This is a genomic window from Paenibacillus rhizoplanae, from assembly GCF_042684125.1.
In the GTDB taxonomy this organism is placed as follows: Bacteria; Bacillota; Bacilli; order Paenibacillales; family Paenibacillaceae; genus Paenibacillus_AQ; species Paenibacillus_AQ rhizoplanae.
On the sequence record NZ_JBHUKY010000032.1, the window covers coordinates 124,155 to 139,226 of the forward strand.

At 54.2% G+C, this 15,072-nt stretch carries 15 protein-coding genes; 11 read left to right on the plus strand and 4 right to left on the minus strand.

All coding sequences use genetic code 11. From position 1 onward, the window contains the following. The first annotated feature begins 24 nt into the window (after positions 1–24). A complete protein-coding gene (locus ACFSX3_RS18750; RefSeq protein WP_209993361.1) occupies positions 25–591 on the plus strand; it encodes a histidine phosphatase family protein in 567 nt (188 codons plus the stop codon). A 52-nt stretch (positions 592–643) separates the two neighbouring features. On the opposite strand, the gene ACFSX3_RS18755 is transcribed toward ACFSX3_RS18750, so the two are convergent. The 3 genes from ACFSX3_RS18755 to ACFSX3_RS18765 all read right to left on the minus strand — a co-directional run bounded on the left by ACFSX3_RS18755 (position 644) and on the right by ACFSX3_RS18765 (position 3,336). Beyond that, positions 644–1,423: a TatD family hydrolase gene (locus ACFSX3_RS18755; protein WP_209993362.1), complete on the minus strand. Its 780-nt coding sequence runs from the start codon at positions 1,421–1,423 to the stop codon at positions 644–646. A 27-nt stretch (positions 1,424–1,450) separates the two neighbouring features. After that, positions 1,451–2,575: a stalk domain-containing protein gene (locus ACFSX3_RS18760; protein ID WP_209993363.1), complete on the minus strand. Its 1,125-nt coding sequence runs from the start codon at positions 2,573–2,575 to the stop codon at positions 1,451–1,453. 185 nt (positions 2,576–2,760) lie between these two features. Next, positions 2,761–3,336 carry a TetR/AcrR family transcriptional regulator gene (locus ACFSX3_RS18765; protein WP_209993364.1) on the minus strand — a complete coding sequence of 192 codons (576 nt, stop codon included), beginning with the start codon at positions 3,334–3,336 and terminating at the stop codon, positions 2,761–2,763. Between the two features lie 169 nt (positions 3,337–3,505). On the opposite strand from ACFSX3_RS18765, the gene ACFSX3_RS18770 reads away from it, so the two are divergent. The 9 genes from ACFSX3_RS18770 to ACFSX3_RS18810 all read left to right on the plus strand — a co-directional run bounded on the left by ACFSX3_RS18770 (position 3,506) and on the right by ACFSX3_RS18810 (position 12,180). Further along, positions 3,506–4,708, plus strand: coding sequence for an MFS transporter (locus ACFSX3_RS18770; RefSeq protein ID WP_209993365.1), 1,203 nt, complete (start codon positions 3,506–3,508; stop codon positions 4,706–4,708). A gap of 194 nt (positions 4,709–4,902) precedes the next feature. Then, complete coding sequence (locus tag ACFSX3_RS18775; protein WP_209993366.1) at positions 4,903–5,466, plus strand: sigma-70 family RNA polymerase sigma factor; 564 nt, start codon at positions 4,903–4,905, stop codon at positions 5,464–5,466. Then, positions 5,463–6,374, plus strand: coding sequence for a DUF4367 domain-containing protein (locus ACFSX3_RS18780; RefSeq protein WP_209993367.1), 912 nt, complete (start codon positions 5,463–5,465; stop codon positions 6,372–6,374). The genes ACFSX3_RS18775 and ACFSX3_RS18780 overlap by 4 nt, the downstream gene beginning before the upstream one ends. 230 nt (positions 6,375–6,604) lie before the next feature. Next, entirely contained in the window at positions 6,605–7,687 is a 1,083-nt protein-coding gene (locus ACFSX3_RS18785) for a LolA family protein (RefSeq protein ID WP_209993368.1), read from the plus strand. A gap of 181 nt (positions 7,688–7,868) precedes the next feature. Further along, on the plus strand, positions 7,869–9,050 hold the full coding sequence (alr, locus tag ACFSX3_RS18790) for an alanine racemase (RefSeq protein WP_209993369.1): 1,182 nt from the start codon (positions 7,869–7,871) through the stop codon (positions 9,048–9,050). Between the two features lie 211 nt (positions 9,051–9,261). Further along, positions 9,262–9,543 (plus strand): CopG family ribbon-helix-helix protein, encoded by a 282-nt coding sequence (locus ACFSX3_RS18795; RefSeq protein WP_036697455.1) that lies wholly within the window; start codon positions 9,262–9,264, stop codon positions 9,541–9,543. 3 nt (positions 9,544–9,546) lie between these two features. Continuing rightward, positions 9,547–9,897, plus strand: coding sequence for a type II toxin-antitoxin system PemK/MazF family toxin (locus ACFSX3_RS18800; protein WP_036697332.1), 351 nt, complete (start codon positions 9,547–9,549; stop codon positions 9,895–9,897). 405 nt (positions 9,898–10,302) lie between these two features. Next, positions 10,303–10,911, plus strand: a complete 609-nt coding sequence (locus tag ACFSX3_RS18805; RefSeq protein WP_209993370.1) for a TetR/AcrR family transcriptional regulator — start codon at positions 10,303–10,305, stop codon at positions 10,909–10,911. 57 nt (positions 10,912–10,968) lie between these two features. Then, positions 10,969–12,180, plus strand: coding sequence for an MFS transporter (locus tag ACFSX3_RS18810; protein WP_209993371.1), 1,212 nt, complete (start codon positions 10,969–10,971; stop codon positions 12,178–12,180). A gap of 69 nt (positions 12,181–12,249) precedes the next feature. Here the strand turns inward: ACFSX3_RS18810 and ACFSX3_RS18815 are convergent, their stop codons facing one another. After that, positions 12,250–12,378 carry a hypothetical protein gene (locus ACFSX3_RS18815; RefSeq protein WP_379313130.1) on the minus strand — a complete coding sequence of 43 codons (129 nt, stop codon included), beginning with the start codon at positions 12,376–12,378 and terminating at the stop codon, positions 12,250–12,252. 301 nt (positions 12,379–12,679) lie between these two features. On the opposite strand from ACFSX3_RS18815, the gene ACFSX3_RS18820 reads away from it, so the two are divergent. Then, positions 12,680–14,842: a Tex family protein gene (locus ACFSX3_RS18820; RefSeq protein WP_209993380.1), complete on the plus strand. Its 2,163-nt coding sequence runs from the start codon at positions 12,680–12,682 to the stop codon at positions 14,840–14,842. Positions 14,843–15,072 lie beyond the last annotated feature (230 nt).

Genomic DNA, 15,072 nt, shown 5'->3' on the forward strand with positions numbered 1-15,072 from the left:
TGCATAGAGGATCAGGAGGAACGTATGACAACTTATATCTACATGGTGAGACATGGGGACTCGCTCCGTACCGGGGTGGATGAATGGACGCGCGGCCTGTCACCCAAGGGCGAAGAGGATGCCCGCAGAGTCACAGCCTGCTTACAGAATGAAGGAATAGATGCACTGTACAGCAGCCCGTATGTCCGGGCAAGCGATACGATTGCTGATTTGGCAGACCAGCTTGGGCAGGAGATCACCCTCATGGAGGATCTAAGGGAGAAGGTCTGGATGGAAGGCAATCGGCAGTTACCGGATGAGGATCTGCTGCATGAGCTGCAAAAGATGTATGCCGACCCGGATTATGCCCTGCCGGGCGGGGAATCGAACAGCGGGTGCCAGGCACGGGCAGTGAAGGCACTACAGGAAATCCTGCGGACCCATGCAGGGGAGCGGGTGGTCATCGGAACCCACGGGCTGGTCATGGCCTTGATGCTGAGCTATTTTGCCCCGGAATATGATCTGGACTTCCTATTGCAGACGACCAAGCCGGATATTTATGTCATGGAGTTCAAAGAAAATGAAGTACTGGTCCGGCGGATGCCTCTTTAAGATAAGGGGTGAAATGTATGAAATGCAACTAAACGAATATTCGGCGGTAGGCCTATAGCCCGTAGAAACGCACCGTATTCGCCGTCAGCAGGGCCTGGGCCTCTGGAACGGAATATCCATGCAGTGCTCCCCAGGCGGCGGCAACGTCATGGACCATAGCCGGGTGGGTGGTGCGCCCGGTGAACGGTCCTTCAAACGGCCAGGGGCCGTCTGTCTCCGCCATGACCAGCTCCGGCGGATAGCGGCGCGCCAGCTCCTGAATCTCCGGTTCGTAGAGGATGTCGGGAGTGAAGGAGATGTAGTAACCGCAGTTAATCATCCGGTCAACGGTAGCAGCGGGGCCCTTGAACCAGTGGAAATGGGCCTGCGTAAGGCCATGCTGCTCCAGCAGATCGCATACGGTCCACGCATCCTCATAGACGGCATGCAGTACTACAGGCTTGCCCAAACGTGCAGCCAGTCCAAGAAGTCTGTCGAGCAGCCCGAGATAGGGTTCCATCTCCCAGCCCTCACCGCGTGCAGCAGCTTCGGCCCGGGAGTAGTAGGGAAGGCCGATTTCACCAATAGCGACCATATTGTCCGCATGGTCTGTAATCCATTTCAGCAGCGCATTCAGCTCTTCCTCCGCAGGGAGCGCCTGCTCTGGATGGAAGCCGTAAGCCGGCTTCACCAGGCCGGGATAGCTGGCTGCGAGCTCCCGGGTACGCTTGCTGGAGGCGAGGTTCATGGAGACCGCGATCAGCGACTCTATGCCCTGCGCCGGCAGTCCCTCCAGCAGGGAGGACAATACGTGATCCTCATATTGGTCTAGATGAATATGGGCATCAATCATTTGCAAGTCTCTCCTTCCGGCAACGGATTATTTCTCCACAATGGCTTCACCCCGTTCGTCCGGCTCAAAAGCAATAGATCCCAGCTCCATTCCCGTCTTGCCTGCGTTATATTCCAGCTTCAGGGTACCGACACTCTCGGTCATGCCGACCATTAAGCTGGTATCTGCGAGCAACTTGTTATTCTCTACTGAGTAGTAGGTTACTGCGCCAATAGCCGCTTTGCTGCCGAAATACTTCAGGCCGTCCTCAGCACGGTCCGGGAGTCTGAGCGTCACCTTGGACGGCTTGGGTCCTGTAAGCTCAAGCTTCAGCAGGACATCATCCTTATCCAGCGAAATACTGGAGGATACTACAGCAGAGGCCGCTTTGTCCGCAGCAGGCACCGATATTTCCTTCCATTGTTCCGGCTTAACCACATGAACCTCCTGTGCAACCAGCGAGGTTCCGGTTCCCAGGGTGAACACAACCGTGGCTTCCGGTTTGCCGTCCGAATCTACATCGGCATAGAAGAGCTGAGGCGGGTGCGAGTAGTCTCTGGATACGTTCCAGTTGAAGCGTTGCTTTTTCCCGTTCACATCAAGGATGAATCCTTTGTAGGTATCGCCGTCCTTGAGCGCGGCGTACAGTTTCACCTTGGGATTATTCTCTGCAACGGCAAGGGGGGCAGCGGGTACTCTAACGGTTGTGCTAAGACTGCCCGGGGTAATATTAACCCGGCTTCCTCCCGGATTCAGCTCTGTAACAGCTCCTGTAAGAGAGTCCAAAGCAACTGCCGCGATATATACATGGCCTGCCTTCAGTAATACAGGAGAGTCCAGCTCCTCTTGATATCCGCCATCCGTTTGCGTATAAGTCACTTTCATGGAAGCGCTACCGGGCGTAAGAATCGTCTTGTCCCAGCTTGTGGACAGGGTTAGTTGCTTGAGGGTATTATTCCATTGCAGCTCTATCGGGAAGTACTCCAGCAGCGCGCGGGCAGGTACGTATAATGTGCCGCCTGAGTGGAAGGGGGGAGCCCCGGGGAGAACGGCTTGTCCGTCCACAACAAGGGATAGAGGAGCAGCAGCAGAATGGGCAACATCTATGGATGAACCCGCCGCATGGCCTGCGAGGAGCAGGGCAATAGCGGCAGCGGTAATTAATTTTTTCATAAGATAACCTCCGGAGTCTGGAAATTCCAATCTCTTGTATTATAAATGAAAAACTCCGCCTGCGGGTCACGTTCTGTTAACAAAGATAAGTCAAGCCTGTTACAGCCCTAGCTTATACTGCCCATACTGCATTGTGCCTGGACAAATGCAATTTGCCATATCCTAATAGAAGACTTGCAGAAACCTCAAGCTTCAAGCGCCTGAAGGGCAAGTAACACCAGCGCTCTGACGGAGTCTTCGCTCAGTTCACCCCCGGTAAGCAGCAGCCGGTAAAAAATAGGGCCATAGATCAAGTCGATACAGTTCCCGATATCGAGTCCCTGCTTCAGTTCCCCCTTGGCAATCCCCCGTTCGAACAGCTTCCAGGCCTCCTGGCGGCGCGGGCCGAAATATCTGCTCCGGTACGCCTCTGCCAGTCCGGTATCGGATTGACCTTCACCGATCAGCTCGGTAATGACTTTACCTTCCCGGCTGGTGAGGAACCGTGCGAGCGTTCCCGCATGAATCAGAATGTCCTCTTTGGCGGAACCGGTATCGGGTATCGGCAGTCTGGCGTTAGCAGCGTACAGATATCCGTCCATGACCACGGCCGCCTTATTCGGCCACCATTTATAAATCGTTGCCTTACTGACCTGGGCCTGCTCCGCAATCTTCTCCACGGTAACTGCGCCGAAGCCCGTCTCCAGCAATAATTCATATGAAGCGTTCAGAATAGCGTTCTTGGCCTCGGTATTGCGCGGGCGGCCTCTTTTTTTCTCCATGGTGATTCCTCCTGACAGTGTTAGTTCAACTATAATTGGAGTATACCATAAAACTGCCTATTTACAATACTGAACGTTTAGTATATTATTTGGTCATAGCAATTAATGAACTGGATGTTCAGTATTTAAAAAATGGAAGGTGGAGTTTCAAATGAAGGCTTACGTTCCGATGCAACAACAAGCAGATTCCCCTGAAGCCGCAAAGGCTGTCCCCGGCTGGATCACATTTCTGCTGGCCGTATCCTGCGGACTGATCGTGGCGAATCTCTATTTTACCCAGACGCTGGTTGGGCCCATCGGGCAGGCCATTCATCTGTCGGCCGGAGCGACCGGATTAATCGTTACCCTGACGCAAATCGGTTATGTTGCCGGACTGCTGTTCATTGTCCCGCTCAGTGATATTATCGAGAACCGGCGGCTGACTGTGATGTCGCTGGTTCTGGTTGTGGCCGCCCTGGCGCTGTCCGTCCTGGCACCGAATGCACCGCTGTTCCTGGCCGCCTCCTTGCTGATCGGGCTGGGCTCGGTAGCAGCGCAGGTCCTGGTGCCGTATGCCTCTTATCTGGCCACAGAGGAAGATCGCGGCCGCGTCGTCGGCAATGTGATGAGCGGGCTGCTGCTGGGCATTATGTTCGCCCGCCCGGTCGCCAGCTTCATGGCCGGACTCTGGGGCTGGCAGTCCATCTTCATAGTCTCGGCTGTCGTTACTGCACTACTGACGCTGCTCCTGTCCCGTATTCTGCCCGCACGGAAGCCCGCTCCTGGCCTGAGTTACGGACAATTGCTCCGCTCTCTGGGTAAATTGCTCATGCAGACGCCGGTGCTGCGGCGCCGCGCCTTATACCAGGCCAGCCTATTCGGCGCCTTCAGCTTGTTCTGGACGACCGTTCCACTGCACCTGTCCAGTGAGTATCATCTGTCCCAGCAAGGAATCGCCCTGTTTGCTCTGGCTGGTGTGGGCGGAGCCGTAGCCGCGCCGATTGCGGGCAGATTGGCTGACAAAGGCTGGACCCGGTTATTGACCGGTCTAGGCATTTCACTGGCCGTTCTCTCCTTTATCCTGGCCTACCTGCTGCGGGATACCTCCAATTTTACACTAGGCCTGCTGGTGCTGACGGCCATTCTGCTCGATATGAGCGTGTCCGGTAATCTGGTGCTGGGGCAGCGGGCGATCTATTCACTGGGCAATGAGACCCGGGGGCGGCTGAACGGCTTGTTCATGGCGATTTTCTTCATTGGAGGTGCCGTAGGATCATCACTCGGGGGCTGGGCCTACGCTTACGGCGGCTGGAGTCTGACAACCCTAATCGGGCTGGCATTGCCAGTGCTGGCGCTGATCTACTTTTTGACCGGGAAGAAGGAGCACGCTTGAGAAAAGGAGCCTTGCCGCGTTCAGCAATAATCCGCATAGCCAGTAATTCCTAAAAAAACTACAGTAGGCAGGGGAGCTTCGATCCTCTGTCTTTTTTTGTGCCTGCATATGTAATGGATTCGATAGATAGAGCGTATTAGCTCATGTAAGTTACTTGGCCAAGTAGAATCTTCCTGGAAAGGAGTGCCACAAGGATGCAAGAGCGCGCATTGCTGCCTTTGATACATGATAGAGTTCCTGCTCATATAGAGACAGAGCTTGAGTTTGCAGCAGTTTTTGAAGCCTATTATAAACGGATATTCAACTATATCGCCTACCGGGTGAACTGCCGTTACACCGCAGAGGATCTGGCCAGCCAGGTGTTCGAGAAGACGCTGTCCAAGCTGCCCGGTTACTCCCCGGAGAAAGCGCCGCTTGAGGTGTGGCTGTTCGCCATTGCCCGCAACGTTGTGAATGATTATTACCGGAGCCGCGCGCGGCAGCGCTTCTTCTCACTGGACAGTATCCGGGAGCTGGTGTCTGGCAAAAAAGAGCCGGAGACGCTCATCCTCGGCAGAGAGCGCAGCGATAGGCTGCAGGTGGCGCTGGATACGCTCAGCCCGAAGGAACGTAACCTCATCGCCCTGAAGTTCGGGGCGGATCTGAAGAATACGGAGATTGCCCGGATTACCGGAATCTCGGAGAGCAATGTCGGAGTCATTCTCTATCGCAGCATGCGAAAATTGAAATCCGAAATAGGGAGTGTGGAAGAGCTATGAGGAAGAAGAAGGCGGTGCAGCCGGATTTTACGGAGCAGGAGATTCAGGAGCTAGGGCGTTATCTGGCCAGTCAGGACTTCTCCAGGGAGTCCGATCCGGCGGCGGTTCTCCGCCAGGTGAGAAGCCGCTCCATTCAGAGACAACAGGAGGATGATAGTATGAAGAACAACCAACGGATCAGACGTCCGGTGATGATTGCAGCTTCCCTGCTGGTGGCAGCCGTGGTGAGCGTGTCTTTTGTCAGACCCTCGTTTGCACAGGAAATGCTGGAGCGGGTGTTGAAATCGGTTAATCTGGGTCACATTGAGGTCGCTCAGATGGATGGCAGCGCTACGCCCGTGTTTCCAGAGGCGTTGAAGGGCCAGATCTTCGATCAGGACGGGAACCCGGTCACTTCCTTTGAAGCTATGCCGAAGGCCATCTTCAATGCAGCCGGGGAGGCCATCGTACGCTTCGACGGGGATAAGCCCATTACGAAGAGTGAGCAGGAGCAGCTTGACAAGGAAGCGTCAGAGCAGAAGTTTACCGTCAAGGAGGCAGCGGAGCTGGATCAATACGCCCTTTTCAAGGTGAAGCTGCCGGAATACCTGCCTGAGGGCTTTGTCTTTGACCACGGAGAGTTCTATAAGGATGAGGAGGGCGTAAGCGGGCAGGTTGTTGAGCTGTTCTTTGGCAGCAAGGATAAGAATAAGCGGATCTGGATGCAGCTGCGCCTGGCTAATGAAGAGAATGCATTTGTTTTGTCAACGGACGACAAGGTGGAGCAGGTGAAGCTCAAGGGAACCGATGCAGCTCTGGTCGGTGGCAGAAGTCTGGACTGGGAAGCGAACGGCGTGATGTACGGCCTCAGCACCCGCGGCCTGGACCGGGCTGAGGTCCTGAAGATCGCAGAGTCGATTAACTGGTAAGCCGCTAAGTAGCGGATAAGGGAACAGGTACGAGGCATAAAACAGGCATAGGATGAATCAGAGCACCAGACTGCAATCCCGGAGCATGGCAGGGATTGCGGGCTGGTGCCTTTTTGTAAAAGCGTCTCTACTATTCTTCATGCTTGTCATGCCCGTCTGCATATTGAGGCCAAGTCCTTCATAGACATGTACTAATCAATGCATTCAAAACAGGTTAAGGGGATGATGTCATGCGCCGGATAACATGGGTACTCGCGATCATTATGAGCGTGGCCTTAGTATTGGCGGGGTGCGGGAAGAAGGATGCCGCCTCTGTGGTCAAGGATTTGAATCAAGTGTCTGACAAGCTGGAGAGCAAGCAGGGAGCTTATCAGGGCTCAGGCACAATGACCTTGTACACCGGGGAGCAGCCGCAGGATTACAAGGTGGAGGTATGGTATAAGAACCCTTCGTATTACCGGATCAGCCTGTCGAACGTCCAGAAGGATGTGAAGCAGATTGTGCTGCGCAATGATGAGGGCGTATTCGTCCTGACCCCGAGCCTCGGCAAAAGCTTCCGCTTCCAGAGCGACTGGCCGGACAGCCAGGGTCAGGTGTATCTGTACCAGACGCTGCTGAAGGGAATTGTCAAAGACAATAACCGGCAGTTCGTGGAGGACGGAGATAATTATGTGTTCGAGGTCGCTGCCAACTATCAGAGCAGCGCGCTGGTCCGCCAGAAGATCTGGCTGAACAAAAAGACCTATGAGCCGAAGCAGGTGCAGGTATCGGATTCCGAAGCCAAGGTTGTGGTGAATGTGACCTTCGACAGCTTCAAGTTCGATCCGGAATTCACAGCAGATTCCTTCGATATGCAGAAGAATATGGCGGCCGGCAGCCCTTCCGAGAACACGATGGCGGAAGTGGATCAAGAAGGCAATCCGGTGGTCTCTGAAGATGGTGAACAGGCCGGTGAGCCAGTTACGGCCGAGCTGGGCGACTTCGGAATCATTGAGCCGGCTTACATTCCGGCCGGTGTGAAGCTGAAGGACACGAACAAGATTGAAGGCAGCAAGGACCATGCGGTGCTGATCCGCTATGACGGCGTCTACCAGTATACGATTATGGAAGCCCGTCCGCTGGACCGTGCGGTGTCGCTGGCTCCCGGAACACTGGTCGATCTGGGCTTCACGGCCGGCCTGCTTAGCGGGGATGAGCAGCAGACGCTGACCTGGATGAGCGAGGGTGTAGAGTACCGGATTACAAGCGCAAATCTGCCAGTTACGGAAATGATGCAAATAGCCGCTTCTATGGAGGAACAATCGGGTAAATAAAAATCAGTGGGCGGATACTGCGCAAGGTGGGAATCATTCCTCTACCCGCGGTATCCGTTTTTTGTCTACACCCTGCTCACATTGACAGCGGCCTTCACGAGCATTACCATTGGCAGTAAGACTTCTGATCTGTGCGAATAAGGCAGAGATGTTTTACTACAATGTAAGAAGGTGACCTGAAGTGAAGGCAAGCTATCGGCCGACAGCAGCCGAGATTAACCTGGATGATTTGCGTGCCAACTACGAAGCTTTTCGCGGCGTATTGCCGCAGGAGACCAAGTTCATGGGATGCGTCAAAGGAAATGCGTATGGACATGGAGCAGTGGAAGTGACGCGGGAGCTGGAGCGGCTTGGAGCGGACTACGTCAGTGTTGCTTTTTTGGATGAGGCATTGGAGCTGCGTCAGGCGGGAATACTACTTCCTATCCTGGTGTTGGGCTATACTCCAGCGGAAGGCATTGCTGTAGCCTGGGAGAACAACATTACCGTTACACTGTTCACACCGGAGGTACTGGAAGCGGTTAGCGCCCTTCCTGTAGCGAAGGAGCACCGGCTGAAGGTACACATCAAGATTGACAGCGGAATGGGCAGACTGGGATTATTGCCGGAGGATGCGCCTGCATTCATCGCTGAGGTGCATGCGGTGGCACAGGCGGAGCTGGAGGGCATGTTCACCCATTTTGCCAGAGCAGACGAACACAACAAAAGCTATACACTAATGCAGCACCGACGTTTCATGAGCGTGGCGGAAGCGCTTCGGGACATGGACATTACCATCCCGATCATACATACGGGCAATAGCGCTACGGCCATTGATACACCTCTACTATCCATTAACATGGTGCGTGTAGGCATAAGCTTGTACGGATTCTACCCCTCGGCTGAGGTGAACCGCGAGCTGGTGGCTCTACACCCGGTAATGACGCTGAAGACGCAGGCTGGATATGTCAAAACCCTGCCGCCTGACTCAGGCATCAGCTACGGCACCCGGTACTTCACGGCAGGCGATGAGGTTATCGCTACGCTCCCCGTGGGGTACGCTGACGGATATTCCCGCATGCTAACAGGCAAAGCGGAGGTGCTAATACGCGGACGCCGTGTTCCTGTCGTCGGAACGATCTGCATGGACCAGTGTATGGTATCACTCAAATCTTTCGCTCTAGAAGCGGAACAAATCAAAGCAGGCGAAGAGGTTGTACTCATCGGCCGCCAGGGCACCGAGTCGATCACGGCAGATGAACTGGCGCTCCATTTAGGGACGATCCACTACGAAGTAATCTGTATGCTGGCTCACCGGGTACCGCGAGTGTATGTACGCCAAGGTACCTTACCCAACCTCGTCAATCCCTTGCTGCAAGCCTAATACCCTGACCAGATACCTAGTACAGGAACTGAATATAAGGAACGTACCGTATAGAGCTTGTGACTTATAGTCTATACGAACCGCCATTTCTAGTTTATAATGGGATGCAGCATACTTGATATACTGGCGGCATATATTCCTTGTATAAAATTCCTTGTATATTGTAACACTGGAACACAAGGGCAGAAGGTTTGTGGGGGTGGAAGAGAAGGTGGCCAATTTGCAGAACACCAAAAGAATCATGATCAGCTTGCCCGATCATCTCTTGCAGGAAGTAGATGGGATCGTTCAACTGGAGAACTCTAACCGTAGTGAATTGATCAGGCAGGCCATGAAGCTGTACTTGAGCGATCGGAGGAAGCGTACCATCCGCGAGTCCATGCAGCGGGGCTATATGGAAATGGCTAAGATTAATTTGACCATGGCATGCGAGGCCTTTCTCGCAGAGGAAGATGCAGACAGTACTCTTGGCCGCTTAGTAAGCGGGGTGTAACTATTGATTGTTAAACGCGGCGACGTTTTTTTTGCCGACCTTTCACCGGTTGTGGGTTCTGAGCAAGGTGGAGTAAGGCCGGTACTGATTATTCAGAACGATATTGGCAATCGCTTCAGCCCGACTGTGATTGTGGCAGCTATCACTGCCCAGATCCAGAAGGCCAAGCTGCCGACGCATGTGGAGATTGATGCAGCTGCTCATGGCTTTGACCGGGATTCCGTGATTCTGCTGGAGCAGGTTCGTACCATTGACAAGCAACGCTTAACAGATAAAATCACCCACCTGGACGACGAGACCATGAAGCTGGTGGATGATTCGCTGCAAATCAGCCTGGGGCTGATTGATTTCTGAACCTATTCATAGGGATGTAACATCAATAATCGTAACAAAAGGCAGGCCGGATGAATCCCGGTGCTGCCTTTTTTAATAAGATAAGAATTTATATATTTTGGGGCCCCCGCAAAGTACCTGAGTAAACATCGAAGCAAAGCCCCACTTTGTGGGGTTATTTAAAAAGATAAGAATTTATATGCTTCGCGCTATAATTATCCTTATCTTTCTCGCTGAAACGGTACCGTCCTTTAAAAAGGACGGCAATGCCGTTTCCACTTGCGTGTATGGATATACAGAAAGTGATAGACGGGCTGATGGATAACCATCTATTACGGGTGCTGCTGTGTATATTTCAGCCGGGGTTGTGTAAGGTTATATCTGCGTGATATAATTGGACCGATCGGTCGGTCTAGAGGAGGGGTAATGATCAGAGGACGTTCAGATGGAGAAGAAACCAAAAGCCGTATTCTGCACAATGCTTCCAGTCTATTCGCGCAAAAGGGCTACGGAGCAGTAAGCATGAATGAGGTCTGCCTGGCTGCGAAGGTCAGCAAGGGCAGTTTATATCACCATTTTCCCAGCAAGGATGAGTTGTTCCTGCATGTAGTGGAAGAGGATACACAGAAATGGATCTGTGAGTGGGAGGAGCTGCAGAGCAAGCTCAGCGGAACGGAAGCCCGCCTGTTCGCGCTGGGTGATCATTATGCGAATGATTTTCAGAATCCGCTGATTCACGCACTGGAGGAATACGCCAGATCCCGCACACTTCCGGACGATATCCGCCAGCGTCTCTCGCAGATATATGAGCTGGTTGCACGGGTCTGCCGTGAGCTGCTGCAGGAGGGAATGGATTCCGGGTACCTGAACAACATAAATCTGGAGAGCTGTGTAATCACACTCAGCGGGATGCTGGAAGGAATCGGACGGGTCAATGAGATTACAACCATCGCCAATACCCCGGAGGAGATCAGGGCATACTACCGTGCAGCCATTCAGATCCTGCTGCAGGGGATACGCGCCGGGGAACGTTAATCAACAGATACAGATAGATATAGATAGATGAACCTAGGAAATTCGGAGGGAATCACAATGTCATTACTGTTAAGGAACCGGGGAGCGATGCTGCTTCTCATGCTGAATATCTTTTTGGCGTTCACGGGGATCGGTCTGGTTGTCCCTATTATGCCTACCTATATGAATGAACTGGGTATCGGCGGGAGTATGGTCGGGCTGCTGGTGGCCGCATTCTCGCTGACTCAGCTGTTGGTCTCGCCCTTCGCCGGAAGACTCTCGGACAAAATGGGCCGCAAAAAAATCATTGTCGGCGGTCTGGTGGTGTTTGCGTTCTCGGAGCTTCTGTTCGGTCTGGCTAACGCATCATGGGTGCTGTTCGTCTCGAGAATGCTTGGCGGTATCGGTGCAGCGATGATTATGCCTGCTGTTATGGCTTATGTGGCGGACACCACCTCCTCGGAGGAGCGGGCGAAGGGTATGGGCTTCATCAATGCGGCCATTACCACGGGCTTCATCATCGGGCCGGGAATCGGCGGCTATCTGGCCGAGCTGGGCATCCGCGTTCCATTCTTTGTTGCTGCGGGTGCTGCCGGGCTCGTGGCCGTCATTACGTTAATCGTCCTGCCGGAATCGCGTTCGGCGGAGCTGCGTGAAGAAGCCAGAGACCAGAAGGGAAATAAGGATAATCTAATTCTCCAGCTCGTACGCTCTTATCGTGAGCCTTACTTTTTCGGACTTATTATTGTATTCGTACTGTCTTTCGGGCTGGCCAACTATGAAACGGTATTCGGATTGTTTGTGGATCACAAATTCGGGTTCACGCCCAAGGATATTGCGTTTGTCCTGACGTTTGGCTCGATTGCCGGGGCTGTGGTACAGGTTACCGCATTCAGCTGGATTCTGAACAAGTTCGGGGAGAGCCGGGTCATTTCCGCCTGTCTGCTGGTCTCGGGCCTGTCGATCCTGTTGACGCTGTTCGTGCATGGCTTCGTGGCGATTGTATCTGTGACCTTTGTTGTATTCCTCGCCATGGATATCCTTCGCCCCGCTGTCGGGACACAGCTCTCCAAGATGGCAGATGAATCGCAGCAGGGCCTTGTAATGGGAATGAATTCCGCTTATACGAGCCTTGGCAACATTGCCGGCCCGATTGTGGCGGGCATCCTGTTCGATATGAATCTCAATTTCCCTTATGCGGCGGCTGCGCTGGTCATGTTCCTCAGCTTCCTGTTGTCAGTGAGCTATGGCAGACGGAGAAGAAGCAAGGGGATTCCGGTGGTACGGTAACATTGGGAGAGGGATTCGGACCACTTTACATGCCAATAAGATAAAGATTCCTATAAAATAAGAATACGGCTATGTCATCCCGGAAGGGGCGGCGTAGCCGTATTTTATATAGAACTTAGGGGTTGAGAATAGCTGGATTTCTTCCACTTGCTGATGAACGATTGAACGCTGCTGGGACAGCAGGTGGATAAAAGGCATTTAAATAATCTCTTTTCAGCCGAAATAGGGGAAACGTTCCATAGCAGATGTTGTTTATCCACTTGTTCAAGCATATTTCTCAGAAATCGGCGAATTAAGATACGTTTGTCCACTTGCCTGCTGCGGGATTCCGTATGCCTGCCTGGTGGTGTCGGACTTTGGTCCGGCGGCAAACTGTGATAATATTTCAGTAGAGAGCTATGAACTCAGACTGTGTATAGAAAGAGGGATCTACTTGAGCGTTGATACAAATCAGGCGGCGAAGGCGGCAGAGGATGCTGCTGCCCGTCAGGAGCAGGAATTGATACTTGCAGCTATTGCGAAGGAGCTGAGCATCAGTCTGAAGCAGGTAAGAACTACGGTGGGGCTGCTAGATGAGGGCAACACCATTCCGTTCATTGCCAGATACCGCAAGGAAATGACCGGGGAGCTGGACGAGAATGTCCTCCGCGATGTCGAAGAACGGCTCGGATATCTGCGTAACCTCGGTGACCGCAAGAAGGATGTGATCCGCAGCATCGAGGAGCAGGGCAAGCTTACTCCTGAGCTGCAGGCTAGTATCATGAAAGCTGTGAAGCTGCAGGAAGTGGAGGACCTGTACCGTCCGTTCAAGCAGAAGCGCAAGACACGGGCCAGTGTCGCCAAGGAACGGGGACTGGAACCGCTGGCGGATTGGGTGATGGAGCAGCGCCGGCAGGGGGTTCCGCTGGAAGAGGCCGCTAAGTATATTGATGCAGACAAAGGTGTAGATAGTGCCGAGCTGGCGCTGCAAGGGGCGATGGATATCATTGCCGAGAATATTGCCGATGATCCGGCCATCCGTTCGTGGGTGCGCCAGTATACAGCGAGTCAGGGGATTCTGGTCTCCGAGGCCAAGGATGCCCAGCAGGAGAGTGTATACGAGAATTATTATTCGTACCGGGAGCCTGTGCACAAAATGCCGCCGCACCGTATTCTCGCCATCAATCGAGGGGAGCGGGAGAATGTGCTGAAGGTCGGCATTGAGGTTGTGGCCGACAAGATCCATGCGTTCATTATCCGCAAGCTGGTGAAGGGGCCTTCCCCGGTCAAGGAGCTGCTCGAAGCGGTGACCGAGGATGCGTACAAACGGCTGCTGGCCCCTTCCGTCGAGCGCGAGGTGCGCGGGGAGATGACGGAAAAGGGGGAGACGCAAGCGATTTCCATCTTCTCCGGAAATCTGCGCAGCCTGCTGCTGCAGCCGCCGGTGAAGGGACGACATGTACTTGGTGTCGACCCGGCTTACCGCACCGGCTGCAAGCTGGCCGTAGTGGACGATACCGGCAAGCTGCTGGAGGTAGCGGTCACTTATCCGACGCCGCCGAACAACAAGAAGAAAGAGGCGGCGGCCAAGTTCAAGGAGCTGATCGCCAAATATGGCATCCAGCTCATCGTCATCGGCAACGGCACCGGCTCGCGGGAGACGGAGCAGTTCACGGCCGAGGTGATTGCCGAGGTCGGCGACCCTGACTTGGCCTACCTGATCGTTAACGAGGCAGGGGCCAGTGTGTATTCGGCCTCCAAGCTGGCGCAGGAGGAGTTCCCGGATCTGGATGTGGCGGAGCGCAGCGCCGCCTCCATCGCCCGCCGCGTGCAGGACCCGCTCGCGGAGCTGGTCAAGATTGATCCGAAGGCCATCGGTGTCGGGCAGTACCAGCATGATGTGTCGCAGAAGCATCTCGAAGAGAGCCTGAGGGGCGTCGTAGAGTCGGCGGTTAACCACGTCGGCGTCGACGTGAATACCGCTTCGGCCTCGCTGCTCTCCTATGTGGCAGGAGTGAATACGACGATTGCCAAGAATATTGTGAAGTTCCGCGAGGAGAACGGCAAGTTCACTACGCGCAAGGCACTGCAGAAGGTGCCGCGCCTGGGCGCGAAATCCTACGAGCAGTGCATCGGCTTCCTGCGTATCCCCGGAGGGGACAATACGCTGGACCGCACGCCGATCCACCCGGAATCCTACGCGGTGGTGGATAAGTTGTTCCGCGAGCTGGGGCTGGATGTGAAGCAGCTCGGCAGCAAGGAGGTTGCAGAGCAGCTAAGCGCTCAGGATGCGGAAGAGCTGGCGGTGAAGCTGGAGGTGGGCGTGCCTACGCTGCGCGACATCCTGGAGAGTCTTCAGCGTCCGGGCCGCGACCCGCGTGAGGAGCTGCCGCTGCCCATCTTCCGCAAGGATGTGCTGAAGATGGAGGACCTGCTGCCCGGCATGGAGATGCAGGGCACGGTGCGCAACGTAATCGACTTCGGCGCCTTCGTCGATATCGGGATCAAGAACGACGGGCTGGTCCATATCTCCCAGCTTAGCGGTAGCTATGTGAAGCACCCGATGGACGTGGTCTCCGTCGGCGACAATGTCACCGTATGGGTGCTGGGCGTGGATGTGAAGAAGGGCCGCGTCAGCTTGACGATGCGCCAGCCGCGTGAGGCGGCGGGCAGCGGGGAGTAGTGGGCGTTACGGACTCAGAGGACCTTATTTTGCTGAAATCGGCGTTTTGTGGATCGTTGCGGACTCAGGAGCCGTTAATTCAGGCTTCGAAGCCTGTAATTATGCCCGACAGCCTCATTAGCGTCTTCTGTGGGTTTAGAATAGATAGTAGACGCCACTTAACGGACGGAGGGATAATAAGGATCACGGAGGTGTGTTGCCATGGGTGAACAACGAAAACGGTACAATGA

Bases quoted from the DNA above. Each gene is read 5' to 3' on its own strand.
- ACFSX3_RS18810 (WP_209993371.1), top strand. From the start codon at position 10,969: ATGTCATTACTGTTAAGGAACCGGGGAGCGATGCTGCTTCTCATGCTG.
- ACFSX3_RS18755 (WP_209993362.1), bottom strand. From the start codon at position 1,423: ATGATTGATGCCCATATTCATCTAGACCAATATGAGGATCACGTATTG.
- ACFSX3_RS18785 (WP_209993368.1), top strand. From the start codon at position 6,605: ATGCGCCGGATAACATGGGTACTCGCGATCATTATGAGCGTGGCCTTA.
- ACFSX3_RS18765 (WP_209993364.1), bottom strand. From the start codon at position 3,336: ATGGAGAAAAAAAGAGGCCGCCCGCGCAATACCGAGGCCAAGAACGCT.
- ACFSX3_RS18815 (WP_379313130.1), bottom strand. From the start codon at position 12,378: ATGCCTTTTATCCACCTGCTGTCCCAGCAGCGTTCAATCGTTCATCAG.
- ACFSX3_RS18770 (WP_209993365.1), top strand. From the start codon at position 3,506: ATGCAACAACAAGCAGATTCCCCTGAAGCCGCAAAGGCTGTCCCCGGC.
- ACFSX3_RS18750 (WP_209993361.1), top strand. From the start codon at position 25: ATGACAACTTATATCTACATGGTGAGACATGGGGACTCGCTCCGTACC.
- ACFSX3_RS18760 (WP_209993363.1), bottom strand. From the start codon at position 2,575: ATGAAAAAATTAATTACCGCTGCCGCTATTGCCCTGCTCCTCGCAGGC.
- ACFSX3_RS18780 (WP_209993367.1), top strand. From the start codon at position 5,463: ATGAGGAAGAAGAAGGCGGTGCAGCCGGATTTTACGGAGCAGGAGATT.
- ACFSX3_RS18775 (WP_209993366.1), top strand. From the start codon at position 4,903: ATGCAAGAGCGCGCATTGCTGCCTTTGATACATGATAGAGTTCCTGCT.
- ACFSX3_RS18805 (WP_209993370.1), top strand. From the start codon at position 10,303: ATGATCAGAGGACGTTCAGATGGAGAAGAAACCAAAAGCCGTATTCTG.